This is a genomic window from Actinomadura sp. GTD37 (genome assembly GCF_041951365.1).
In the GTDB taxonomy this organism is placed as follows: domain Bacteria; phylum Actinomycetota; class Actinomycetes; order Streptosporangiales; family Streptosporangiaceae; genus Spirillospora.
Map to the genome: position 1 here is coordinate 509,994 of NZ_JBGNUS010000006.1, position 21,958 is coordinate 531,951.

21 protein-coding genes are annotated in these 21,958 nt (G+C 74.1%); 8 read left to right on the plus strand and 13 right to left on the minus strand.

Annotated elements, in window-relative coordinates:
* Positions 1-32 precede the first annotated feature (32 nt).
* The 3 genes from ACA511_RS29900 (at position 33) to ACA511_RS29910 (ending at position 2,877) form a co-directional block, all read left to right on the plus strand.
* On the plus strand, positions 33-1,052 hold the full coding sequence (locus ACA511_RS29900; protein WP_375027981.1) for a helix-turn-helix transcriptional regulator: 1,020 nt from the start codon (positions 33-35) through the stop codon (positions 1,050-1,052).
* Between the two features lie 85 nt (positions 1,053-1,137).
* Positions 1,138-1,620, plus strand: a complete 483-nt coding sequence (locus ACA511_RS29905; protein WP_375027982.1) for a cation:proton antiporter regulatory subunit — start codon at positions 1,138-1,140, stop codon at positions 1,618-1,620.
* Between the two features lie 6 nt (positions 1,621-1,626).
* Entirely contained in the window at positions 1,627-2,877 is a 1,251-nt protein-coding gene (locus tag ACA511_RS29910; protein WP_375027983.1) for a cation:proton antiporter, read from the plus strand.
* Between the two features lie 30 nt (positions 2,878-2,907).
* Here ACA511_RS29910 and ACA511_RS29915 read toward each other — a convergent pair whose 3' ends face one another.
* Together ACA511_RS29915 and ACA511_RS29920 are read right to left on the minus strand one after the other, a co-directional pair.
* Positions 2,908-3,723: an Fpg/Nei family DNA glycosylase gene (locus tag ACA511_RS29915; RefSeq protein WP_375027984.1), complete on the minus strand. Its 816-nt coding sequence runs from the start codon at positions 3,721-3,723 to the stop codon at positions 2,908-2,910.
* A 22-nt stretch (positions 3,724-3,745) separates the two neighbouring features.
* Positions 3,746-4,786 carry a fatty acid desaturase family protein gene (locus tag ACA511_RS29920; RefSeq protein ID WP_375027985.1) on the minus strand — a complete coding sequence of 347 codons (1,041 nt, stop codon included), beginning with the start codon at positions 4,784-4,786 and terminating at the stop codon, positions 3,746-3,748.
* A 201-nt stretch (positions 4,787-4,987) separates the two neighbouring features.
* Here ACA511_RS29920 and ACA511_RS29925 point away from each other — a divergent pair, with 201 nt between their 5' ends.
* Positions 4,988-5,752, plus strand: a complete 765-nt coding sequence (locus ACA511_RS29925; protein WP_375027986.1) for a tyrosine-protein phosphatase — start codon at positions 4,988-4,990, stop codon at positions 5,750-5,752.
* 139 nt (positions 5,753-5,891) lie between these two features.
* On the opposite strand, the gene menD is transcribed toward ACA511_RS29925, so the two are convergent.
* The 3 genes from menD to ACA511_RS29940 form a co-directional block, all read right to left on the minus strand.
* On the minus strand, positions 5,892-7,559 hold the full coding sequence (gene menD, locus ACA511_RS29930) for a 2-succinyl-5-enolpyruvyl-6-hydroxy-3-cyclohexene-1-carboxylic-acid synthase (protein WP_375027987.1): 1,668 nt from the start codon (positions 7,557-7,559) through the stop codon (positions 5,892-5,894).
* Positions 7,556-8,509 carry an o-succinylbenzoate synthase gene (locus tag ACA511_RS29935; protein WP_375027988.1) on the minus strand — a complete coding sequence of 318 codons (954 nt, stop codon included), beginning with the start codon at positions 8,507-8,509 and terminating at the stop codon, positions 7,556-7,558. The genes menD and ACA511_RS29935 overlap by 4 nt, the downstream gene beginning before the upstream one ends.
* A 64-nt stretch (positions 8,510-8,573) precedes the next feature.
* Positions 8,574-9,473, minus strand: a complete 900-nt coding sequence (locus tag ACA511_RS29940; RefSeq protein ID WP_375027989.1) for a 1,4-dihydroxy-2-naphthoyl-CoA synthase — start codon at positions 9,471-9,473, stop codon at positions 8,574-8,576.
* Between the two features lie 111 nt (positions 9,474-9,584).
* On the opposite strand from ACA511_RS29940, the gene ACA511_RS29945 reads away from it, so the two are divergent.
* Both ACA511_RS29945 and ACA511_RS29950 read left to right on the plus strand, forming a co-directional pair.
* On the plus strand, positions 9,585-10,763 hold the full coding sequence (locus ACA511_RS29945; RefSeq protein ID WP_375027990.1) for an AMP-binding protein: 1,179 nt from the start codon (positions 9,585-9,587) through the stop codon (positions 10,761-10,763).
* Between the two features lie 272 nt (positions 10,764-11,035).
* Positions 11,036-12,400, plus strand: a complete 1,365-nt coding sequence (locus tag ACA511_RS29950; protein ID WP_375027991.1) for an RNA polymerase sigma factor — start codon at positions 11,036-11,038, stop codon at positions 12,398-12,400.
* A gap of 77 nt (positions 12,401-12,477) precedes the next feature.
* Here the strand turns inward: ACA511_RS29950 and ACA511_RS29955 are convergent, their stop codons facing one another.
* The 3 genes from ACA511_RS29955 to ACA511_RS29965 form a co-directional block, all read right to left on the minus strand.
* Positions 12,478-13,677, minus strand: a complete 1,200-nt coding sequence (locus tag ACA511_RS29955) for an esterase-like activity of phytase family protein (RefSeq protein ID WP_375027992.1) — start codon at positions 13,675-13,677, stop codon at positions 12,478-12,480.
* A 90-nt stretch (positions 13,678-13,767) separates the two neighbouring features.
* Positions 13,768-14,655, minus strand: coding sequence for an ABC transporter permease (locus tag ACA511_RS29960; RefSeq protein ID WP_375027993.1), 888 nt, complete (start codon positions 14,653-14,655; stop codon positions 13,768-13,770).
* Positions 14,656-14,657: 2 nt separating this feature from the next.
* Complete coding sequence (locus ACA511_RS29965; protein WP_375027994.1) at positions 14,658-15,641, minus strand: ATP-binding cassette domain-containing protein; 984 nt, start codon at positions 15,639-15,641, stop codon at positions 14,658-14,660.
* A gap of 117 nt (positions 15,642-15,758) precedes the next feature.
* On the opposite strand from ACA511_RS29965, the gene ACA511_RS29970 reads away from it, so the two are divergent.
* On the plus strand, positions 15,759-16,310 hold the full coding sequence (locus tag ACA511_RS29970; RefSeq protein WP_375027995.1) for a MarR family winged helix-turn-helix transcriptional regulator: 552 nt from the start codon (positions 15,759-15,761) through the stop codon (positions 16,308-16,310).
* On the opposite strand, the gene ACA511_RS29975 is transcribed toward ACA511_RS29970, so the two are convergent.
* Genes ACA511_RS29975 through ACA511_RS29990 form a run of 4 tightly spaced genes read right to left on the minus strand, consistent with a single transcriptional unit; the run spans position 16,244 to position 20,699 of the window.
* Positions 16,244-16,993 (minus strand): sirohydrochlorin chelatase, encoded by a 750-nt coding sequence (locus ACA511_RS29975; protein ID WP_375027996.1) that lies wholly within the window; start codon positions 16,991-16,993, stop codon positions 16,244-16,246. The two genes, ACA511_RS29970 and ACA511_RS29975, sit on opposite strands and share 67 nt — an antisense overlap.
* Complete coding sequence (locus ACA511_RS29980) at positions 16,986-18,176, minus strand: uroporphyrinogen-III synthase (RefSeq protein ID WP_375027997.1); 1,191 nt, start codon at positions 18,174-18,176, stop codon at positions 16,986-16,988. The genes ACA511_RS29975 and ACA511_RS29980 overlap by 8 nt, the downstream gene beginning before the upstream one ends.
* A complete protein-coding gene (gene nirD / locus ACA511_RS29985; RefSeq protein ID WP_375027998.1) occupies positions 18,160-18,552 on the minus strand; it encodes a nitrite reductase small subunit NirD in 393 nt (130 codons plus the stop codon). The genes ACA511_RS29980 and nirD overlap by 17 nt, the downstream gene beginning before the upstream one ends.
* Positions 18,553-18,608: 56 nt before the next feature.
* Positions 18,609-20,699 carry a molybdopterin oxidoreductase family protein gene (locus ACA511_RS29990; RefSeq protein ID WP_375027999.1) on the minus strand — a complete coding sequence of 697 codons (2,091 nt, stop codon included), beginning with the start codon at positions 20,697-20,699 and terminating at the stop codon, positions 18,609-18,611.
* A gap of 291 nt (positions 20,700-20,990) precedes the next feature.
* Between ACA511_RS29990 and ACA511_RS29995 the strand changes: the two genes are divergently transcribed.
* Positions 20,991-21,485: an NUDIX domain-containing protein gene (locus tag ACA511_RS29995; RefSeq protein WP_375028000.1), complete on the plus strand. Its 495-nt coding sequence runs from the start codon at positions 20,991-20,993 to the stop codon at positions 21,483-21,485.
* Positions 21,486-21,643: 158 nt separating this feature from the next.
* Here ACA511_RS29995 and ACA511_RS30000 read toward each other — a convergent pair whose 3' ends face one another.
* On the minus strand, positions 21,644-21,892 hold the full coding sequence (locus ACA511_RS30000) for a hypothetical protein (protein ID WP_375028001.1): 249 nt from the start codon (positions 21,890-21,892) through the stop codon (positions 21,644-21,646).
* Positions 21,893-21,958: the final 66 nt, after the last annotated feature.

Consider the following 21,958-nt stretch of genomic DNA (forward strand, 5'->3'; position numbering starts at 1 on the left):
CGGCACCGGCGAGACACGGGCACACTGGGACGATGCGCGCGAGCCGGCTGCTGTCCCTCCTGCTCCTCCTGCAGACCCGCGAACGCATGACCGCCCGGGAACTCGCCGCCGAACTCGAAGTCTCCGTCCGCACCGTCTACCGCGACGTCGAATCCCTCAGCACCGCCGGCGTCCCCGTCTACGCCGACCGCGGACCCGCCGGCGGCTACCGCCTCCTCGGCGGATACCGCACCCGCCTCACCGGCCTCACCGAAGCCGAAGCCGCCTCCCTCCCCCTGTCCGGCATCCCCGGCCCCGCCACCCAACTCGGCCTCGGCGACGTCCTCGCCGCCGAACTCAAACTCCTCGCCGCACTCCCACCCGCCCTCCGCGGCCGCGCCACCAGCATCCGCGAACGCTTCCACCTCGACGCACCCGGCTGGTTCCGCACCCCCGACGACGTCCCCCACCTCCACGCCATCGCCGACGCCGTCTGGAACCAGCACCGCATCGACGTCCGCTACCGCCGCTGGCGCCACCCCCAGCACGTCACCCGCACCCTCGACCCCCTCGGCGTCGTCCTCAAAGCCGGCTCCTGGTACCTCATCGCCCGCACCCCCCACCAACCCGGCGAACCCCGACCCGAACCCCGCACCTACCGCGTCTCCCGCGTCCTCACCGTCCACACCCGCACCGAGCACTTCGAACGCCCCGCCGGATTCGACCTCGCCGCCCACTGGACCGCCTACACCCAGCGCTTCGAAGCCGACTCCTACCCCGAGCACGCCACCGTCAGGCTCTCCCCCGACGGCCTCGCCCGCGCCCCCGTCCTCCTCCCGCCCGCCATGGCCCGCGCCGCCCTCGACGGCGCCACCGCCACCACCCCCGGCCCCGACGGATGGACCCAGGTCACCCTCCCCATCGAATCCGTCCGCCACGCCCACGTCGAATTCCTCAAACTCGGCGCCGACGCCGAAGTCCTCGACCCGCCCGAACTCCGCCACATGATCACCGCCACCGTCCGCGCGCTCGCCACCCGCTACGCCCCCGACGCCCCCCATCTGCGAGGATGACCCGCCGTACCCCTCACCCCGCACCCCCGCGGCCCCGGTACGGTCAACAACGACCCCAGCCCACTGAGACGGAGGACGAAGCACCGTGGACGTCGAACGGACCGCTTTGCCCGGAATCGGCCTGCAGCACGTCATGACCACCGGCCGCGGCCGCCAACTCGGCGTCATCTCCCACCGCACCGGCCGCCGCGACCTGGTCATCTACGACAAAGAAGACCCCGACAGCTGCATCGCCACCGTCGCCCTCACCGCCGAAGAGGCCAACGCCATCGCCGAACTCCTCGGCACCGGCCGCATCATCGAACACCTCGCCGAACTCCACGCCCAAGTCGAGGGCCTCGTCACCGAGCAATACCCCATCGCCCCGGACTCCCCCTACGACGGACGCTCCCTCGGCGACACCCGCGCCCGCACCCGCACCGGCGCCTCCATCGTCGCCGTCGTCCGCGACGGCCAAGTCCTCGCCAGCCCCCGCCCCGACTTCACCTTCACCGCCGGCGACGTCATCGTCGTCGTCGGCACCGGAGAAGGCACCGCGGCCGTCGCCCAGATCCTCGCCACCGGCTGACCGCGCATGCACTCAGCCGTCCAACTCATCGAACTCGGCGCCATCATCCTCGGCCTCGGACTCCTCGGCGCCGTCTCCGTCCGCTTCTCCATCTCCCCCATCCCCCTCTACCTCATCGCCGGCCTCGCCTTCGGCTCCGGCGGCATCCTCCCCCTCACCACCAGCGAAGAATTCGTCTCCATCGGCGCCGAAGTCGGCGTCATCCTCCTGCTGTTCACCCTCGGCCTCGAATACACCGCCGGCGAACTCGTCGGCACCCTGCGCACCTCCGCACCCACCGGACTCGCCGACCTCGCCCTCAACGCCGCCCCCGGCGTCGCCGCCGCACTCCTCCTCGGCTGGGGACCCGTCGCCGCCGTCGCCATGGGCGGCATCACCTACGTCACCTCCTCCGGCATCACCGCCAAAGTCATCGGCGACCTCGGCTGGATCGGCAACCGCGAAACACCCGCCCTGCTGTCGGTCCTCGTCTTCGAAGACCTCACCATGGCCGCCTACCTGCCCATCCTCACCGCACTGCTCGCCGGCGCCGGACTCATCGGCGGAGCCGCCGCCCTCGGCATCTCCGCCGCCACCATCACCGTCATCCTCTACGTCGCCCTCCGCCACGGAAAACTCGTCGAACGCTTCGTCGCCAGCCCCAGCGAAGAAGTCCTCCTCCTCAAAGTCCTCGGCCTCACCCTCCTCGTCGCCGGCATCGCCCAGCAACTCCAGGTCTCCGCCGCCGTCGGCGCCTTCCTCGTCGGCATCGCCCTGTCCGGCACCCTCGCCCACACCGCCCAGAAACTCCTCGCACCCCTCCGCGACCTCTTCGCCGCCGTCTTCTTCGTCTTCTTCGGCCTCCACACCGACCCCGGCGACCTGCCCCCCGTCCTCGGCATCGCCGCACTCCTCGCCGCCGCCGGCATCCTCACCAAAATGGGCACCGGCTGGATCGCCGCCCGCCGCGCCGGCGTCGCCACCACCGGACGCCTCCGCGCCGGCGCCGCCCTCGTCCCCCGCGGCGAATTCAACATCGTCATCGCCGGCCTCGCCGTCAGCGCAGGCACCAACCCCCGCCTCGGCCCCCTCGCCGCCGCCTACGTCCTCATCCTCGCCGTCGCCGGCCCCGTCCTCGCCCGCGGCACCGAACCCCTCGCCGCCCGCCTCCGCTCCCGCCGCGCACAGCGCCGCGCCCCGCAGACCGACGACGACGTACCGGTGATCTCCAGAACCGTCCACAGCGGCGACACCGGCCCCACACCCACCATCCCCTGACCGCCCGCGTTCCGCGTCACGGCGGACCCGTCACACCGCGGACGGCTGGCACCCCGGACACCAGAACAGGTTCCTGGACGCCACCTCCGCCACCGCCACCGGCGTCCCGCACACCAGGCACGGCAACCCCGCACGCCGGTACACGTACACCTCACCACCATGATCGTCCACCCGCGGCGGACGCCCCATCGCCTCCGGCATATGCTCCGGACGAACCGTGTCGATCCGCCCCGAACGCACCCCGTCCGCCATCAGCAGCACCAGATCGTCCCAGATCGCCGACCACTGCCCCGCCGCCAGCCGCCGCCCCGGCAACCGCGGATCGATCCCCTGCCGGAACAGCACCTCCGCCCGGTAGATGTTCCCCGGCCCCGCCACCACCGACTGATCCATCAGTAGCACCGCGACCGGCGTCCGCGACCGGCCGATACGCCGCCACGCCGCCTCCGGATCCGCGTCCGCCCGCAGCGGATCGGACCCCAGCCGGTCGCGCAGCAGCTTCACCCCGCCCGGCTCCAGCACCTCGCACGCATTCGGGCCCCGCAGATCCGCGAAACGCCCCCCGCCCGACAACCGCAGCCGCACCAGCCCCACCGGATCCGGCGCCGGCAACTCCCCGAACCCGAACCTGCCGTAGATCCCCAGATGCACATGCAGCACCGACTCGTCGTCGAACCCGAGCAGCAGATGCTTGCCGTGTGCGTCCGCCTCCACCAGCACCCGCCCGTCCAGCCGCAGCGCCCCCTCCGCGAAACGCCCCTGCGGGCTCACCGCGGAAACGGCGAGGCCGCCGAACATCATCCGATGCTCGGCGGCCAGGCGATGAATCGTGTGTCCCTCGGGCATGGCCCGGAGCATAGCCCCGCGGCTACCGCAACGGCTCCCCGATCTCCCGCATGTGACCGAGAACCTGCCGGTACGAATCCACCAGCCCCGTCTCCGTGTACGGGACGCCCACCGCCGCGCAGTGCTCCATCACCAGCGGCCGCACCCGCCGCAGGCTGCACCGCGGAATCCCCGGGAACAGGTGGTGCTCGATCTGGTAGTTCAGCCCGCCCATCAGCCAGTCGGTGAACACCCCGCCCCGCACGTTCCGCGACGTCAGCACCTGCCGCCGCAGATGACCCCACCGCTCACCCGGCTCCGGCATCGCCATCCCCTTGTGGTTCGGCGCGAACACCGCACCCAGATGCACACCGAACAGCGCGTGCTGCACCGCGATCAACGCCACCGCCTGCGCCGGCGGCAGCAGCGTGAACGCCAGCGCCAGGTACCCGACCGCGTTCAGCAGCAGCAGACCGCCCTCCACCAGCTGGTCGCGCCGGGAACGGCCGCGCAGGAACAGCAGGCTCCCCACCTTGAGATTGACGCCCTCCAGCGTCAGCAGCGGGAAGAACAGCGCCGCCTGATGCCGCGCCACCCACCGCAGCACGCCACGCTTACTCCCGGCCTGCTCCTGCGTCCACGCCAGCACGCCCTCCCCCACGTCCGGGTCCTTGCCCACATGGTTCGGATTCGCGTGATGCCGGTTGTGCTTGTCGTTCCACCACCCGTGCCCCATCCCCAGCAGCAGGTTCCCCAGCACCAATCCCAGCCACCGGTTCCCCCGCGCGGACCGCGCGATCTGCCGGTGCCCCGCGTCATGCCCGAGGAACCCCAGCCGCGCCGCCAGAACGGCGAGCGGCACACCGAGCAGGACCGTCCACCAGCCGGCCCCCGCCCACGCGACCGCGGCCCACACGGCGGCGGTCGCGGCCAGGTTCAGCCCGATCGCCCGCGTGTAGTAGCCGCGGCGGCGCTCCAGCAGCCCGCTCTCGCGGACCCGCCGCGCCAGCGGGGCGAAATCACTCCCGGAAGACCTTCCGGGAGCCGCCGGCGGAGCGGACGGAGCGTGCAGGGTCGCGGGCATGGAACCTCCATGACGAGCAGGGAAGACGACTCCTTGAAGCTACGGAGGGTGAGGCACGCCCGTCGCCACGCTGCGGAGCCAACCCCGTTCTAGCTCGCAGGTCCCGGTCCGGGCCCCTATGTCTCGTTCCCTCCGGCGACGCACAACATCCGGGACCCTGCGTAAAAGAGCGGGATCCTCCGCCCTATAGGGTCATAAGTCATGGACGATGGCACGCGGTGGATCGAACTGGACGGTGCGGTCAACGCCCGGGACCTCGGCGGGCTCCCCACGACCGACGGCCGGTCCACCCGGCGGGGACGCGTGCTCCGCTCCGACAACCTTCAGGACCTCTCGGTCGCCGACGTCCGCCTCCTCCTCGACGACTACGCACTGAAGAACGTCATCGACCTGCGCAGCGACGCCGAGGTGCGGCTCGAAGGCCCCGGCCCCCTCACCCGGATACCGACCGTCACCGTCCACCAGCTGTCGCTGTTCTCCGAGGGCGGCCGCCACACCGACGTCGCCGCGGACGTCGACAAGGCGCTCCCCTGGCAGGACCGCACCACCGGCCACTACCTCGGCTACCTCGCCGACCGCGGCGACTCGATCGTCGCCGCCCTGCGCGTCATGACCCGCACCGACGGCTCGTCACTGGTGCACTGCGCCGCCGGCAAGGACCGCACCGGGGTCGTCTGCGCCCTCGCCCTGGACGTCACCGGCGTCACCCGCGAGGCGATCGTCGCCGACTACGCCCAGACCGGCGAGCGCCTGGAGGCGGTCCTGAACCGGCTGCGCGGCAGCGACACCTACGCCGCCGACCTCGACTCCCGCCCCGCCGACACGCACCGCCCCCACGCCGCGCTCATGGAGAAACTCTTCACCCGCGTCGACGAGGAGTTCGGCGGGACGCTCGGCTGGCTGTCCGGCCACGGCTGGACGCCCGAGGACACCGACGCCCTCCGCGAACGCCTCCTCTCCACCTGACCCCACCCCCCGACAGCGCTTCGGCGTGGCTGAGGGGTTTTGTTTTCAAGTCGATGGGGCATTGCCACGGCCCGGGGCCTTTACATTGTAAGTTAAAGGGTGAACCATCCGCCGCCTGGTCACGGCGTGTGCGGGGTGATCAGCCCAGGGTCGTGCGGACGGCCGCCTGGGCGGCCTTGCGGATGTCGGCGTGCAGCGCCGCGTTCGCCTCCCTGCCGGTGCGGGCCTCGATGATCCGCAGCCCCTCCCCCGCCATCGCCTTCGGCAGGTCGGCCGCGGCCTCCAGCCGCCGGTACGGGACGCCGTGCGCGGCCGCGACCGTCTCCACGTCCACCTGGTGCGGGGTCCCGAAGACCCGCTCGAACGGACCCCGCAGCGCCGCCTGCGGAAGCAGCGAGAAGATCCCGCCGCCCTGGTTGTTCACCACGACGACCGCCAGATCCGGGCGCCGGTCGTACGGGCCGATGATCAGCCCGTTCTGGTCGTGCAGGAACGCCAGATCGCCCAGCAGGGCGTAGGAGCGCCCGCTGTGCGCCAGCGCCGCGCCGATCGCCGTCGAGATCAGGCCGTCGATGCCGCTCGCGCCCCGGTTCGCCATGATCCGGATGCCGCGCCGCGGCCGCATCACCTGGTCCAGGTCCCGGATCGGCATGCTCGCCGCGGTGAACAGCAGCGACCCGCCCGGCAGCCCCGCCGCCAGGTCGCGGGCCAGCCGCGGCTCGGTCACCTCCGGCACCGCGTCCAGCACCGCGTCGACCGCCGCCGCGGCGGCCAGGTCCGCGGTCCGCCACGACTTCAGCCACGCGTCGTCGCCCGACACCATCGGGATCTCCACCTCGGGGGCCACCTGCGTCGCCGACCGGACGGGATCGGGCCAGTGCGCCAGATCCGGCGCCAGCACGATGTGCTCCTCGGCGCGGCGCAGCAGCGACAGCAGCGGGCGCGACAGGCCCGGCTTGCCCAGCGTCACCACCACCTCGGGACGGTGCCGCTCCACGAACTCGGGGACGCCCAGCAGGAAATGGTGCGACGACAGGGCGTGGTCGCCGTACCGGGCGTTGCCGTTCGGCTCCGACAGGACGGGCCAGCCGGCCATCGACGCCGCCGCCACGTACCGCTTCACGTTCACGGCGCCGTCCCCCACCACGAGGACGCCGCGGCGGGTCGGCGGCACGTGCAGCACCGACCCCGGCGTCGCCGGGCGCACCTTCGTCCACGCGCCCGTCGCGTCCCCGTCCAGGGGCTCGCACCACGACTCGTCACCGTCCGGGATCAGCGGCTCGCGGAACGCCGCGTTCACGTGCACCGGCCCCGGCGAGGGCGCCTGCGCCGCCCCCCACGCACGGCTGACGAGCGACCGCCAGTACGCCACCATGCCGGGACGGTTCTCCGGCACGCCCACCTCGGTGCTCCACCGCACCGCCGTCCCGTACAGCTTCACCTGGTCGATCGTCTGGTTCGCGCCGGTGCCGCGCAGCTCCGGCGGACGGTCCGCGGTGACCACGATCAGCGGGACGCCCGACTCGTGCGCCTCGATCACCGCCGGATGGAAGTTCGCCGCCGCCGTCCCCGACGTGCACACCAGCGCCACCGGACGGCCCGACCGCTTCGCCAGGCCGAGCCCGAGGAACGACGCCGACCGCTCGTCGATCCGCACGTGCAGCCGGACCCGCCCCGCCTCCTCCGCGGCGTGCAGCGCCAGCGCCAGCGGCGCCGACCGGGACCCCGGCGCCAGCACCGCGTCGGTCATCCCGCACCGCAGCAGCTCGTCGACGAGCACCGTCGCCAACGCGGTCGCCGGGTTCACCGCGCCGCCCCGAGCACCGCCGGGCCGGCCATATGCTCCTGCGCGGCGAGGGCGCGATCCCGCCAGCCCGCCGCGTCGGGCGCCGCCCAGCGGCGCAGCGCCTCCTCGTCCACCGCGGGCCGCCGCACCTCCAGCTCGCCCGCCACCGGCCGCAGCGGGTCACCGGCGACGTCGCCCTCCAGCAGCGACAGCGTCCCCAGCCCGCACGCGTAGGGCAGCTCCGGCAGCGCGGCGGCCAGCGCCACCCCCGCCGCCAGCCCCACCGACGTCTCCACCGCGCTCGACACCACGACCGGCAGCCCGCACGCCTCCGCGACCCGCAGCGACGCCGCCACCCCGCCGAGCGGCTGCACCTTCAGCACCGCGACGTCGGCGGCGCCGGCCGCCCGCACCTTCAGCGGGTCCTCGGCGCGGCGGATCGACTCGTCCGCCGCGACCGGCACGTCCACGCGCCGCCGCACGAGCGCGAGCTCCTCCAGCGTCGCGCAGGGCTGCTCGGCGTACTCCAGCCCCCAGCGGTCCAGCGCCCGGATCATCCGGGCCGCGTGGTCGACGTCCCAGCCGCCGTTCACGTCGATGCGCACGCGGCCGTCCGGCCCGATCGCGTCGCGGACGGCCTCGACCCGCGCCATGTCGTCGGCGTCGCCCTGGCCGCGCTCGGCGACCTTGACCTTCGCGGTCCGGCAGCCGGACTCCTTGGTCATCGCGTACGCCCGCTCAGGCGCGACCGCCGGGATCGTCACGTTCACCGGGATCCGGTCGCGGACGGGCGCGGGCCAGCCGTCGCAGGCGGCCTCGCGCGCCGCGGCCAGCCAGCGCGCGCACTCGGCCGGGCCGTACTCGGCGAACGGCGAGAACTCCCCCCAGCCGGCGGGGCCCTGGATCAGGACGCCCTCCCGGCGCGTCACACCGCGGAACCGCGTCCGCATCGGGATGGAGTAGACCCGCACCCGCCGACCCCCTGACCTGCCCGTCTAATCACGGTATTCCGGACCACACCGTGCCTTGGGTCCATTAGTAGTACCACGGGAAAGGCGACCAATCGGGGTCGCGCTTCTCCAGGAACGAGTCCCGCCCCTCGGCGGCCTCGCCGGTGCCGTAGGCCAGGCGCGTCGCCTCGCCGGCGAACACCTGCTGCCCCACGAGCCCGTCGTCCACCAGGTTGAACGCGTACTTCAGCATCCGCTGCGCCGTCGGGCTCTTGCCGTTGACCTTCCGCGCCCACTCCAGCGCCGTGGCCTCCAGCTCGGCGTGCGGGACGACGGCGTTGACCATGCCCATCCGGTGCGCGGCCTCGGCGTCGTAGGCGTCGCCCAGGAAGAAGATCTCCCGGGCGAACTTCTGCCCGACCTGCCGCGCCAGGTACGCCGACCCGAAGCCGCCGTCGAAGCTCGCCACGTCCGCGTCGGTCTGCTTGAACCTGCCGTGCTCCCGGCTGGCGATCGTCAGGTCGCACACCACGTGCAGGCTGTGCCCGCCGCCCGCCGCCCAGCCCGGCACGACGCAGATGACGACCTTGCCCATCATCCGGATCAGCCGCTGCACCTCCAGGATGTGCAGCCGCCCCGCCCGCGCCGGGTCGATCGTCTCCGACGTCTCGCCGTCGGCGTACCTGTACCCGTCCTTGCCGCGGATGCGCTGGTCGCCGCCGGAGCAGAACGCCCAGCCGCCGTCCCTCGGCGACGGCCCGTTGCCCGTCAGCAGCACGCACCCGATGTCGCTGGACATCCGCGCGTGGTCCAGCGCCCGGTACAGCTCGTCCACCGTGTGGGGGCGGAACGCGTTGCGCACCTCCGGGCGGTCGAACGCGACCCGCACCGTGCCGTGCCCGACGGCGCGGTGGTAGGTGATGTCGGTGAAGCCGAATCCCTCGACCTCTTTCCACGCGTCCGCGTCGAAAAGCTCCGAGACCATGTCTTCCTCTCCATGAAGCGGCCGCGCCGGCGGGGTCGCGGTCGGTCGTGACCCATTCAACCGCTCCCGTGTTTGAACGCGTTCAGCGGGGTCGTCTAGGCTGATGAGATCATGGACCGCCCACTGCACGCCGTCGTCCTGCCGCCCGGCCCCCGCCTGCTGCGGGCCCTGGCGGACGCGCTCGGCGGCGGCCCCGCGATCTGCCCGCTCCCCCCCGGCCTGCCCGCGCCCGCCCTCCGCGACCTGCTGGACGCGCTGGCCCCCGACGCCATCGAGACGCCGGACGGGCTCGTCCCGCACCGCTCCGGCGGCGGCCACCCGCCCGCCGACGCCGGCACGGCGGTGCTGATCGCCACGTCCGGCTCCACCGGGGCCCCCAAGTTCGTCGAGCTGTCCGCGGCCGCGCTGCGGCACTCCGCCGCCGGCACACTGGCCCGCATCGAGGCCGCGCCCGGCGACCGGTGGCTGTGCTGCCTGCCCACCAGCCACATCTCCGGCGTCCAGGTCCTCGTCCGCTCCCTGGTCGCCGGCACCGCCCCGGTCATCGCCCCGCGCTTCGACGCCGCCGCCGTCGCGGCGGCGGACGGCCTCCACGTCTCGCTCGTCCCCACCCAGCTGCGCCGCCTGCTGGACGCGGGCGCCGACCTCTCGCGGCTCGGGGCCGTCGTCCTCGGCGGGGCCGCCGCCGCGCCCGGCCTGCTCGCCGAGGCCCGCGACCGCGGCGCCCGCGTGTTCACCACCTACGGCATGAGCGAGACGTGCGGCGGCTGCGTCTACGACGGCACGCCGCTGGACGGCATGCGCGTCGCGCTCGGCGACGGCGGCCGCATCCGGCTCGCGGGCCCGTCCCTGTTCACCGGCTACCGGCTGCGGCCCGACCGGACCGCCGAGGTCAGGGACGGCGCCTGGTTCGTCACCCAGGACCTCGGCGCCGTCGAGGACGGCCGGCTCCGGGTCCGCGGCCGCCTCGACGACGTGATCAACACCGGCGGGGAGAAGGTCGTCGCCGGGGAGGTCGCCGCCGCGCTGTCGCGGCACCCGGCCGTCCGCGACGTCGTCGTGGTCGGACGGCCCGACCCCGAATGGGGCGAGCGCGTCACCGCGGTCGTCGTCCCCGCCCGCCCGGCCGTGCCCGAGCTCCCGGACCTGCGCGCCTTCGTCCGCGAGACGATGCCCGTGTACGCGGCCCCCCGGGAACTGGAGCTGGTGGAGGCCATCCCGCTGCTGGCGTCCGGGAAGCCCGACCGCGCCCGCCTGCGCTCCCCCGGGGCCGGCACTGCCGCACGCTGAGGTCGCGCCCGCTTCCGTCCGGATGGTCACGCCGCTCCGGCCCGATGCCTTTACGCAGTAAGGTCAGATCTGTTCAGGTCAGACGGTATGAATCGGCCCATTCCGGGCACCAGGTGCTTCTGGATCGTTCCTCCGCGATCCGCCGGCGGGCCGCCCGTCCCGCGGCGCCGGGAACAATGACCCGGCCGTGCGACGTTCCGTTAAGTGCGTGCGCTACCAGCGAACTCACAATCCGCGCCGCACTCACACACCGAAGGGAGGGGGGTGTCCTCATGCCGCGAAGCGCCGTCGAGACCCCGCTCACGGAGACGGCGGGCCCCGCGCTCAACGAGCTCCTGAAGCGTGGTCGCGCCCAAGGGCGCCTCTCGCTCGACGAGGTGCGGGGCGCCTTCGAGAGCGCCGGGATCAGCCCGGCCCAGGGCCGTTCCATCCTGCGCGAGCTCTCCGAGGCCGGCATCAGCCTGGCGGGCGAGCCCGACTCCGTCCGCAAGCTGGCCGCGGCCGCCGACCACGACGGCGGGGAGACCGCCCAGGCGGCGCCCGACCCCGTCCCGGCCCGCGCCGCGAAGAAGCGCACCTCCCGCAAGGCCGCGGGCGGGACGCCCGCCAAGACCGCCGGCAAGACCGCCAAGGCCGCCGGAGGCGCCACGGGCGCGTCCGCGGACGAGGAGTTCGACGTCACCGAGGTCGAGGCCGCCGACGCCCCCGCGGACCTGGACGACCAGTCGACCACCATGGGCGACTCCGTCCACACCTACCTCAAGGCCATCGGACGCCGCCAGCTGCTCACCGCCGAGCAGGAGGTCGACCTCGCCAAGCGCATCGAGGCCGGGCTGTACGCCGAGCACAAGCTGGAGTCCGGGGACCTGTCCCGCGGCCAGCGCGCCGACCTGGAATGGGTCGCCGCCGATGGCCGCCGCGCCAAGGCCCACATGCTGGAGGCCAACCTCCGGCTCGTGGTGTCGGTCGCCAAGAAGTACTCCGACCGCGGCCTGTCGCTGCTGGACGTCGTCCAGGAGGGCAACCTCGGCCTGATCCGCGCCGTGGAGAAGTTCGACTACTCCAAGGGCTACAAGTTCTCCACCTACGCCATGTGGTGGATCCGGCAGGCCATACAGCGCGGCTTCGCCGACTCGGCCCGCACGATCCGGCTCCCCGTGCACGTGCTGGAGATGCTCAGCAAGCTGAGCCGCGTCGAGCGCGACATGCACCAGCGCCTCGGCCGCGAGCCCACCCCGGAGGAACTGGCCGTCGAGCTGGACAAGAGCCCCGAGCAGGTCCGCGAGCTGCTGCGCACCAGCCGCCAGCCGATCAGCCTGGACTCCACCATCGGCGAGGACGGCGAGACCCGCATCGGCGACCTCATCGAGGACACCGACAGCCCCGAGGCGTCCGAGCTGGTCGACCGGCAGCTGATGGCCGACCAGCTGCGCCGCACCCTCGACATCCTGTCCCCGCGCGAGGCCAAGATCATGGCGATGCGGTTCGGGCTGTACGACGGGACGCCGCGCACCCTGGACGAGATCGGCAAGGCCCTCGGGCTGACCCGCGAGCGGATCCGCCAGCTGGAGAAGGAGTCGCTGTCCAAGCTGCGGCACCCCAGCAACGCCCGCCCGCTGCTCGATTTCGCCGTCTGACCTCCTCCCCCGCACGCGCAGGGGCCCGCCCGGACCGTGCCGGTCCGGGCGGGCCCCTGTCGCGGTCCGGCCGCCGGTCAGCAGCCCCGGACGGCGAAGGCCAGGAACTCGGTGGCCTCGCGGGCGTCGAAGTTGTCGTCGGACCCGGTCACCAGCGTGCACTCCCCCGTCCTCAGCCGCGGCCCCCACGCCAGCGACTCCAGGTTCTGCGGCGGGTCGGCGTACCGGCCGAGGTCGGCGACGAGCCGCTTGCGCGCCGGACGGAACCCGCCGCCCTCGGCGAGGCCGTCGCGCTGCAGCACGTCCGTGGCGCCCCTGATGTCGAACTCGTACAGCTTGGCCTTGTAGCCGACGCCCTCCAGCCAGGACCGCTCCAGCGCCAGGAACCGGTGGCCGTCCACGGCGAGGATCTCCGAGACGCCGCTGTCGGCGATGCCGGACGGCGGCTCCGGCGCCTCCGGGAGCCGGTCGACGGGATAGGCGTACTGGGCGCGGACCCGCCCGCCGCGGCTCCACAGCGTGAGCCGGGTGAGGGCGCCGTGCTCCACCGTCGGCGGGTCGCCGTCCTCGTAGCGGGGGCCCTCGACCATGGCGGCGATGCCGTCCGGGGTGAACGTCAGCGCCTCGAAACCGAAGTTGCGGCGCGGCCCCCGGTGCTCCTCGGTGAGCCGGAGCCCGGCCGGGACGGGCAGCCGCCCGGCGTACCCGCCGTCCCGCCGCGCCCAGCCCAGCGACATCGGCGCGAGCGGGATGCCGGGATGGGTCTCGTCCGGGCGGTCGCCCTCGCTGCCCCACAGCACCCGCCCCGAGCGCGCGTCGAACCGGATCGTCTCCGGGTCGGCCGACTCCGGCTTGCCGAACCCGGGGTAGGGGCTGCCGTCCGGCCGCTTCAGCGTGGTCACCCCGGTGATCTCGACGGTCTCGAACGCGCCGGTGGCCCGGTCGAAGCCGAACCGTCCGGTGTAGAAGCGCGCCGGGTCGTAGCGCCACCGGTCGTCGGACACGAGGTACCAGGTGCCGGTGCGGGGATCGCGGTCGATGCCCGACAGCCCGCCGACCGTGGTGCCCTCGAACTTCATCATGTGCGGGAGGCGCTGCTCCCCGAGGAACCGCGTGATCCGCACCCCCTCGCCGGGCGCCGCCGTCGCCGCCCCGCCTGCCGCCACGGCCGTCCCGCCTGCCGTGGCGGCGGTGCCGACCGCCTGCGCCGCCGTCACCGCCGCGAGGGCGGCGGCCGTCGCCGCCGCCGCGCGCCACATCGTCCTGTTCCCGTTCACGTGCGTGCCGTCACCCTTCGCATCCGACCGAGTGCGCGGAGTCGCGCAGGGTCAGTATCGTTCATCGCGGAGCGTGACGGCAGTGTCCTCTCAGTCGGCGCGGCGGAACTCCAGGATGGCGACGCCCATCAGGCCGAGGCCCATCCCCAGCACGATGACGATCTCCAGCCAGATCGGCACCGTCCAGCCGCCCCAGGTCACGCCCGGGTCGAACGTGCGCAGCAGGCCCGGCGAGACGTCCAGGTGCGCGAACACGACGTGCCGCATCGGGTCGACCGCGTAGGTGAGCGGGTTGAACCGGGTCAGGACGCTCAGCCACGTCGGCAGGCCGTTCAGCGGGTACAGCGCGCCCGACAGGAACATCATCGGCATCATCGCCATCTGCATGAGGCCGAAGAACGCCTGCATCTGGGTGATCCGCGCCGCCATCATCACCCCGAACCCGGTCAGCGCGAGCGCCCCGATGAACATCAGGCCGATCAGCTGCAGCATCAGCGCCGGGTCGTAGGGGACGCCGGCGAGGGGCGCGAGCAGCACGATCACCACGCCCTGGAGGGTCGCCACGACCGCGCCGCCGATGCACTTGCCGATCACGATGGCGGCGCGGCTGACGGGCGCCACGAGCATCTCGCGCAGGAACCCGAACTCCCGGTCCCAGACGATCGACCCGGCGGAGAACATCGCGGTGAACATCACCGACATCGCGCACACGCCGGGATAGATGAACGTCTTCAGGTCGACGTCCCCGGCCGGGCCGCCGCCGCTGGCCACCAGGTTGGACAGGCCGGTGCCCATGACCAGCAGCCACAGCACCGGCTGGACGAGGCCCGACACCATCCGCAGCTTGTCCCGCCAGAACCGGATCAGCTCCCGGTGCAGGACGATCTTCACGGCGCGCAGGTCCTGCCGCAGGCCGCGCTCGGGCACCCGGACCCGGACGACCCCGGTGGCCGCCGCCTTCTCCGCCGTCCTCGCCATCGTCACCTCCTCATCGCGCGCATCGCGACGCGCATCCGGTCGTTCCCCGACGCCTCGGCGTCCCGGATCGTGGAACCGGTGAAGGACATGAACACGTCGTCCAGGGACGGCCGCGCCACGTTCACCGACCGGATCGGGACGCCCAGCTCGGCGAACAGCCGCGGTACGAACGCCTCCCCGGAGGCCACCGAGAACGTGACCGCGCCCTCCGACACGACCGCCTCCAGGCCGAACCGCTCCCCGATCGCGGCGATCGCCGCGAGGTCGTCGGCGGTCTGGATGCGGATCCGGTCCTTGCCGACGCCCGCCTTGAGTGCCTCCGGGGTGTCGAGCGCTACGATCCGCCCCGAGTCCATGATCGCGATGCGCTCGCAGAACTCGGCCTCGTCCATGTAGTGCGTGGTCATGAAGATCGTGATCTCCTCGGCCGCCTGCAGCTGCCGGATGTACTCCCAGATCGACGCCCGGGTCTGCGGGTCCAGCCCGACGGTCGGCTCGTCCAGGAACAGCACCCGCGGCGAGTGCAGCAGGCCGCGCGCGATCTCCAGGCGGCGCTTCATGCCGCCGGAGTAGGTCTGCACCAGGTCGCCGCGCCGGTCCCACAGGTTGACCATCTCCAGCACCTGCCGGATGCGGCCGCCCGTCACCGAGCGCGGCACCCCGTACAGCTCGGCGTGGAAGCGCAGGTTCTGCTCACCCGACAGGTAGCCGTCGAGCGTCGGGTCCTGGAAGACCAGGCCGATGTTGCGGCGCACGCTGTCGCGCTCGGCGGCGACGTCGTGCCCCGCCACCCGCGCGCGGCCCGCGGTGGGGCGCAGCAGGGTGCAGAGCATGTTGATGGTCGTGGACTTGCCCGCGCCGTTCGGGCCGAGGAAACCGAAGATCTCCCCCGGCCGCACGGCGAAGTCGATCCCCCGCACGGCCTCCACATCGCCGAACCTCTTGATCAGGCCGTCGACCTCGACGGCGGGTCCCCCGTCCGGCATGGGGCCTCCCTCCGCATGGAGCGCACGCCCATATCTTGGGCGTTCCAACGGTAGGAGTATCCTTTCTCTCACGTCAAGAGAGATAGGAAGCCCCAAGCGATCGCGAGGAGCCGTGCCGTGACGGACCAGCCCGACCCGATGCTCGACTCGCCCACGTACCTGATGTTCGAGACGGTGCGGCTCGTCCGGCGGACCGCGGCGCGGATGCTCCCCGGCCAGCCGCGGCTGCCCCACCTGCTCGTCCTGTGGTGCGTGGCGCGGTCCGGGCCGCTCTCGCAGCGCGAGGTCGCCGAGCGGCTCAGCATGGACCCCGGCGACCTGGTCTCCATCGTCGACGCGCTGGAGGAGGCCGGCCACGTCGAGCGCCGCCGCGACCCCGAGGACCGGCGCCGCTACGCGCTGGACGCCACCGAGGACGGCCGGCTGTTCCTCGGCGAGAGCCTCGACGCCCGCGTCCGCCTCAACGAGATCCTGTTCGAGCCGCTGTCACCGCACGAGCGGCGGCTCTTCAGGGAGATGCTGCTGCGCGTCCTCGCCCACCACGACGACCGGTTCGCCGGGACGCTCCAGCACACGGAGGAGCGCCGGCGCACGCAGGAGCGTCAGCGCGCCGAGGAGCGCCGGCGCACGGAGACGGGCCCGCTCACCAGCGACCGCGCCTCGTCGTAGCGCCGCAGGACGAGCCGCGCCACCGCGTCGTCCGCCCCGACCGGCGCGGTCACCGCGTCGGCGCCGCACGACCGCGCCCGGTCCAGGAACCGGCCGGGCGCCAGCAGGTACGACGCCACGACCACCCGCCGGGCGCCCCGCCGCCGCCGCTCCGCGACGACCTCGTCCAGCGCGGGGCCGCCCGCGGCGACGAAACCGTGCGTGACGGGCCGCCGCAGCCGCCGCGCCAGCAGCCGGGCGGCGGCCCGCACGTCTTCGGACCCCGCGGGGTCGGCGGACCCCGCCGCGCCGAGGACGACGGCGTCCGTCCGGCGCGGCGGGATCCGGGTCTGCGCGCACTCGCCCAGGCGGCGGGCGAGCGCCTCGGCCAGCAGCGGGTCGGGGCCGAGCGGCCGGGCCGCGACCGAGCCGGGCAGCAGCCGGGCGGCGCGGTCAGGGATGTCGATGAGCGCGTGGTAGCCGCGCGCCAGCATCAGCGGCACGACGACCACCGGCCCGCCGGCCGCCCCGGACGCGGCCTCCTCCAGCGACGGCTCCGACAGCTCGCCGTACGCCTCCGCGACCCGCAGCCCCGGCCGCATCGCCCGCACCCGGTCCAGGAGGTCCCGGACGGCGGCGGGCCCGGCCGGATCCCGCGTCCCGTGCGCGACGGCCAGCAGCGCCGGGCGCCGCGGGTCAGCCACCCGCGCCCGCCGCGAGCCGGTCGGCGAGCCGCGGGTCGCACGCGAGCCGGTAGCCGCGCTTGACGACCGTCTCGACGATTCCGGGCCGGCCGAGGCCGCGCCGCAGCCGCGCCACCGCCATCTCGACCGCGTGCTCGTCGGCGTGCGGCCGCGCCTCCCGGCTCCGCAGCAGGCCCATCCCCGCCGGGCGGCTCGGCAGCGCACCGCACAGCTCCGCCCGCGACACCACGTGCCCGGGGCGCCGCGCGAGCGCCCGCAGGATCGCCATCGGCGCGGGCGCGATCGGCCGCAGCTGCCCGTCCAGCACGACGGCGTGCCCGCGCAGCTCCAGCGACGCCCCGCGCACCGACAGCCGCCGCGACCGGCGCCGCGGCAGGTCCGTGACCAGGGCGCGGACGAGCGCGCCGAGCCGGGCCCGCTCCGGCTGGACGGTCGGCACGCCGTGCTCGGTGAGCGCCCGCGCGGTGACCGGCCCGACGCACGCCGCCACGACGTGGGTGCGCATGGCCTCCAGCAGGGCCTCCTCCAGCCCGTCCTCGGCGGCGACGGCCAGCGTCGCGGCGACCGCGGGCGCGCTGGTGAACGTGATCGCGTCGACCGTGCCCGCCACCGCCTGGCCGGCGAGCCGGCGCAGCGGCGAGGGGTCCTCGGTGCGCGACCACCGGTACACCGGGATCTCGATCACCTCGGCGCCCGCGGCGCGCAGCGCCCCGGTCAGCTCCGGCTGCCGCTCCCCGTACAGCTGCACGGCGACCCGCGCGCCGGCCAGGTCCTTGGCCAGCAGGTGCCGGGTCACCTCGGCGCAGCCCTCCGACTCCGGCGACCACGCCTCCCGCAGCCCGGCGGACCGGATCGCGCCGCGCGCCTTCGGCCCGCGCGCCACGATCTCGGCCCCGGCGAGCCGGTCGACGAGGGCGTCCCGCAGCCCGTGCCCGTCCGCCGCCTCCAGCCACGCCCGGAACCCGATCCCCGTCGTCGCGACGACGTGGTCCAGCGGCCCCGCGGCGCACGCCCGGGTGGCCTCCAGCAGTTCGGCGTCGTCGGCGAGCGGGACGAGCCGGATCGCGGGCGCGAGCACGACCCGGGCGCCGCGCCGCTCCAGCAGCGTCGCGAGCTCCTCGTGCCGGCGGGCCGCGGTCACGCCGACGGCGAACCCGGCCAGTGGCTCACTGCCGGTGCTCATCGGTGAGCGCCACCTCCACCCGGTCCCCGGAGCGGCGGACCGGGAAGGCCGGCACCGCCACCCGCGGGTCGTCCAGGCACGCCCCGGTGCGCAGGTCGAACACCTGCTTGTACATGGGGGACGCCACCGTCGGCGTCCCGTCCCGGGTGCCGAGGATCCCGCGCGACAGGACGCAGGCGCCGCTGAACGGGTCGAGGTTCGACAGCGCGTACAGGGCGCCGTCGAAGTCGCGGAAGACCGCCACCTGTGTTCCGTCCACCATCGCGCAGACACCGCGCTCGGGGATCAGTCCGGCGTAGGAGCAGATGTCGAACCAGCGGGCCGCCGCCCGGACCGCCCGGTCCCTGGTGATCGTCGCTTCGGGTGTCGTGGTCATGCCCTGATCCTCCGTAAAGGCGGTTTCGCCGCTGGGTCTCCTTTGTCACCGCCGTGTTAAAACGGGCTCACTCCCACCCGGACGGCGCACACCTTGAACTCCGGCATCCGCGACACGGGGTCCAGGGCCGGGTTCGTGAGCAGGTTCGCCCGCCCGTCCCCCGCCCAGTGGAACGGCATGAAGACGGTGTCGCCGCGGATCGCGTCGGTCAGCCGCGCCCGCACGGTCACCGAGCCCCGCCGGCTCTCCACCCGCACGTCGGCGCCGTCCTCGATGCCGAGGCGCTCGGCCAGGTCGGGATGCAGTTCCACGAACGGCCCCGGCGCGGCCTCGGCCAGCGCCGGGACGCGCCTGGTCTGCGCGCCCGACTGGTACTGCGCCAGGACCCGCCCGGTCGTCAGGTACACCGGATGGTCCTCGTCCACGTCCTCCGCCGGGCCGTGGTGCTCGGCCGGGACGAACCGGGCCCGCCCGTCCGGCGTGGGGAAGCGGTCCAGGTAGGGGCGCGGCGTGCCCGGGTGGTCCGGGGACGGGCAGGGCCAGAACACCCCGCCCTCCGCCTCGATCCGCGCGTAGCCGATGCCTGAGTAGTCGGCGGCGCCGCCCGCGCTGGCGCGGCGCAGCTCCCCGAACACCGTCTCCGGGTCGGCGCTCCACTCCCCCGGCGCCTTCAGCCGCTCCGCGAGCGCCCCGATGATCTCCAGGTCGGTGCGGACCCCGGCCGGCGGGCGGACGGCCCGGCGCCGCCGCAGCACGCGGCCCTCCAGGTTCGTCATCGTCCCCGACTCCTCGGCCCACTGCGCGGCGGGCAGCACGACGTCGGCGCGCAGCGCCGTCTCCGACGGGACGAAGTCGGCCACCACCAGCAGGTCCAGGGCGGCGAGCCGCTCCTCGACCCGCGCGGCGTCCGGCGCCGACACGACCGGGTTGGACCCGAACACCAGCAGCGCCCTCGGCCCGCCGGGAGCGCCGAGCGCCGACAGCAGCTCGTACGCGGACCGCCCGGGGCCGGGCAGGTCCGCGGGGTCGACGCCCCACACGGCCGCGACGTGCGCGCGGGCCGCCGGGTCGTCGATCCTGCGGTAGCCGGGCAGCTGGTCGGCCTTCTGGCCGTGCTCGCGTCCGCCCTGCCCGTTGCCCTGCCCGGTCAGGCACCCGTACCCGGAGCCCTCGCGGCCGGGCAGCCCGAGCGCGAGCGCCAGGTTGATGAACGCGGTGACCGTGTCGGTGCCGCGGGCGTGCTGCTCGGCGCCCCGCCCGGTCAGCACGTGGGCGCGGCGGGCGCGGGCCAGCAGCCGGACCGCCTCCCGCATCGCCGGGACGGGCACGCCGGTGATGCGCTCGGCGCGGTCCGGCCAGTACGCGTTGACGACCGTCCGGACGGCGTCGAACCCGGCGGTCCGGGCGGCGATGTAGTCGTCGTCGGCCAGCCCCTCGGCGAGCGCCAGGTGCAGCAGCCCGTTCGCGAGGGCGATGTCGGTGCCGGGCGCCGGCTGCAGGTGCAGGTCGGCCTGGCGGGCGGTGGCGGTGCGGCGCGGGTCCACCACGATGAGGGCGCCGCCGCCGTCGCGCATCTCCGCCAGGTGCCGCATGAACGGCGGCATCGTCTCGGCGGGGTTCCCGCCCGCGACCAGGACCGCGCCGGACGCCGCCAGGTCGGTGACCGGGCCGGGCAGCCCGCGGTCCATCCCGAACGCCCGGCCGGACGCCGCCGCGGCCGACGACATGCAGAACCGGCCGTTGTAGTCGATCTGGGACGTGCCGAGCGCGACGCGGGCGAACTTGCCGAGCTGGTAGGCCTTCTCGTTGGTCAGCCCGCCGCCGCCGAAGACCGCGACCGAGTCCGGGCCGTGCAGCGCCCGCAGCCCGGCGGCCTCGGCGGCGACGCGGTCGAGCGCCTCGTCCCAGGTGCACGGCTCCAGCGGCGCGCCCCGGTCGCGCCGCATCATCGGCGCGGTCAGCCGGTCGGGGACGGTCAGCAGCTCCGCGGCCGTCCAGCCCTTCTGGCACAGCCCGCCGCGGTTGGCGGGCACGTCGTCGCGCGGCACGACCCGCAACGGGTCCGCACCGGCTCCGGCGCCGGGCGCGTGCAGGGTCATGCCGCACTGGAGGGCGCAGTACGGGCAGTGCGTGGGAGTCCCGGTCATGCGTCCGAGACTCGGCGGGCGCCGTTTCGCCGGCGATTCCCCGGTGTGACCCCGGCGTTAAAAGACCTTCACGCGGCGCGTCCGCCGAGGTCAGGCCGGTGCGCCGGACGCCGCCCACGGGACCTTGACGCAAGCGTGTCAAGCGTTGTCGATCCTTGTCATGGCCTATTCGTCATTTTTTGCCCCGTTACCGAACGGATTCGCGGTGGCCCGGCGATCTCGCGGACGGATGCGGCCGCCGCCGCCCCGGCCCCCCGATCACCCCCCGGTGATCACGCCTAACCTCGGTACATGCCCGACCTTGCTTACTACGCCTCCCTGCCGCGCGCCCGCGGCGCCGCGGCGGCCCTGCTCCTGGACGACCTCGGGCGGGTCCTGCTGGTCAAGCCCACCTACAGCGAGGGCTGGTACCTGCCCGGCGGGGTCATCGAGGCCGACGAGTCCCCCCTGTCGGCGTGCCTGCGCGAATGCGAGGAGGAACTCGGCCTCGTCCCCCGCCTCGACGGCCTCGCCTGCGTCGACTGGGGCTCGCCGCGCGACGACGGCGTCGACGCCGTCAACGTGTTCGTCTTCGGCGGCACGATCACCGGCGCGGAGATCGCCGCGATCCGGCTGCCGCCCGAGGAACTGTCCGACCACGTCCTCGTGGCGCCGGAGAAGATCCCCGAACTCGCGCCGCCGCATGTCTCCCGCCGGATGGGCCCCAGCCTCCGCGCCATGGCCGAGAGCCGCGCCGTCTACCTGGAGGACGGCCGCGAGCAGCAATTCGGCACGCCCGGCGGCTGAAACCGCCCGGCGGCCGAACGCGCACCGCGAATGGACCGGTCCCGCCTCCCGGCCGGGACGCGTCCTGGACCGGGACCGCGCCCTAGCTAGACCCGGACCGTGCTCTAGACCGGGACCGTGCTCTAGACCGGGACCGTGCTCTAGACCGGGACCGCGTCTTAGACCGGGACCGCGTCCTGGATCTGGCGCGCGCCCTCCGGGTCGACGGCGCGGGCGCAGTGCGCGCAGCAGTAGAAGTGCCCGCTCACCTCCACGCCGTGCCCCATGATCCGGCACTGGCAGTGCTCGCAGATCGGGGCCATCCTGGTGACCGCGCACTCGAACGAGTCGAACGTGTGCACCTGGCCCTGCGCGTGCACCTCGAAGGCCATCGCGTAGTCGTTGCCGCAGACCTCACAGGTCGCCATCGGTCTCGTCTCCGTTTCCCCCGCCGCTCGCGATCCCCTGCCTACCCGTCCGGGCCCGGATCTACC

Excerpts from the sequence above, each read along its gene's own strand:
- ACA511_RS29995 (WP_375028000.1), top strand. The coding sequence starts at position 20,991 with ATGCCCGACCTTGCTTACTACGCCTCCCTGCCGCGCGCCCGCGGCGCC.
- nirD (WP_375027998.1), bottom strand. The coding sequence starts at position 18,552 with ATGACCACGACACCCGAAGCGACGATCACCAGGGACCGGGCGGTCCGG.
- ACA511_RS29965 (WP_375027994.1), bottom strand. The coding sequence starts at position 15,641 with ATGCCGGACGGGGGACCCGCCGTCGAGGTCGACGGCCTGATCAAGAGG.
- ACA511_RS29915 (WP_375027984.1), bottom strand. The coding sequence starts at position 3,723 with ATGCCCGAGGGACACACGATTCATCGCCTGGCCGCCGAGCATCGGATG.
- ACA511_RS29990 (WP_375027999.1), bottom strand. The coding sequence starts at position 20,699 with ATGACCGGGACTCCCACGCACTGCCCGTACTGCGCCCTCCAGTGCGGC.
- ACA511_RS29925 (WP_375027986.1), top strand. The coding sequence starts at position 4,988 with ATGGACGATGGCACGCGGTGGATCGAACTGGACGGTGCGGTCAACGCC.
- ACA511_RS29945 (WP_375027990.1), top strand. The coding sequence starts at position 9,585 with ATGGACCGCCCACTGCACGCCGTCGTCCTGCCGCCCGGCCCCCGCCTG.
- ACA511_RS29960 (WP_375027993.1), bottom strand. The coding sequence starts at position 14,655 with ATGGCGAGGACGGCGGAGAAGGCGGCGGCCACCGGGGTCGTCCGGGTC.
- ACA511_RS29950 (WP_375027991.1), top strand. The coding sequence starts at position 11,036 with ATGCCGCGAAGCGCCGTCGAGACCCCGCTCACGGAGACGGCGGGCCCC.
- ACA511_RS30000 (WP_375028001.1), bottom strand. The coding sequence starts at position 21,892 with ATGGCGACCTGTGAGGTCTGCGGCAACGACTACGCGATGGCCTTCGAG.
- ACA511_RS29920 (WP_375027985.1), bottom strand. The coding sequence starts at position 4,786 with ATGCCCGCGACCCTGCACGCTCCGTCCGCTCCGCCGGCGGCTCCCGGA.
- ACA511_RS29900 (WP_375027981.1), top strand. The coding sequence starts at position 33 with ATGCGCGCGAGCCGGCTGCTGTCCCTCCTGCTCCTCCTGCAGACCCGC.
- ACA511_RS29980 (WP_375027997.1), bottom strand. The coding sequence starts at position 18,176 with ATGAGCACCGGCAGTGAGCCACTGGCCGGGTTCGCCGTCGGCGTGACC.
- ACA511_RS29940 (WP_375027989.1), bottom strand. The coding sequence starts at position 9,473 with ATGGTCTCGGAGCTTTTCGACGCGGACGCGTGGAAAGAGGTCGAGGGA.
- ACA511_RS29910 (WP_375027983.1), top strand. The coding sequence starts at position 1,627 with ATGCACTCAGCCGTCCAACTCATCGAACTCGGCGCCATCATCCTCGGC.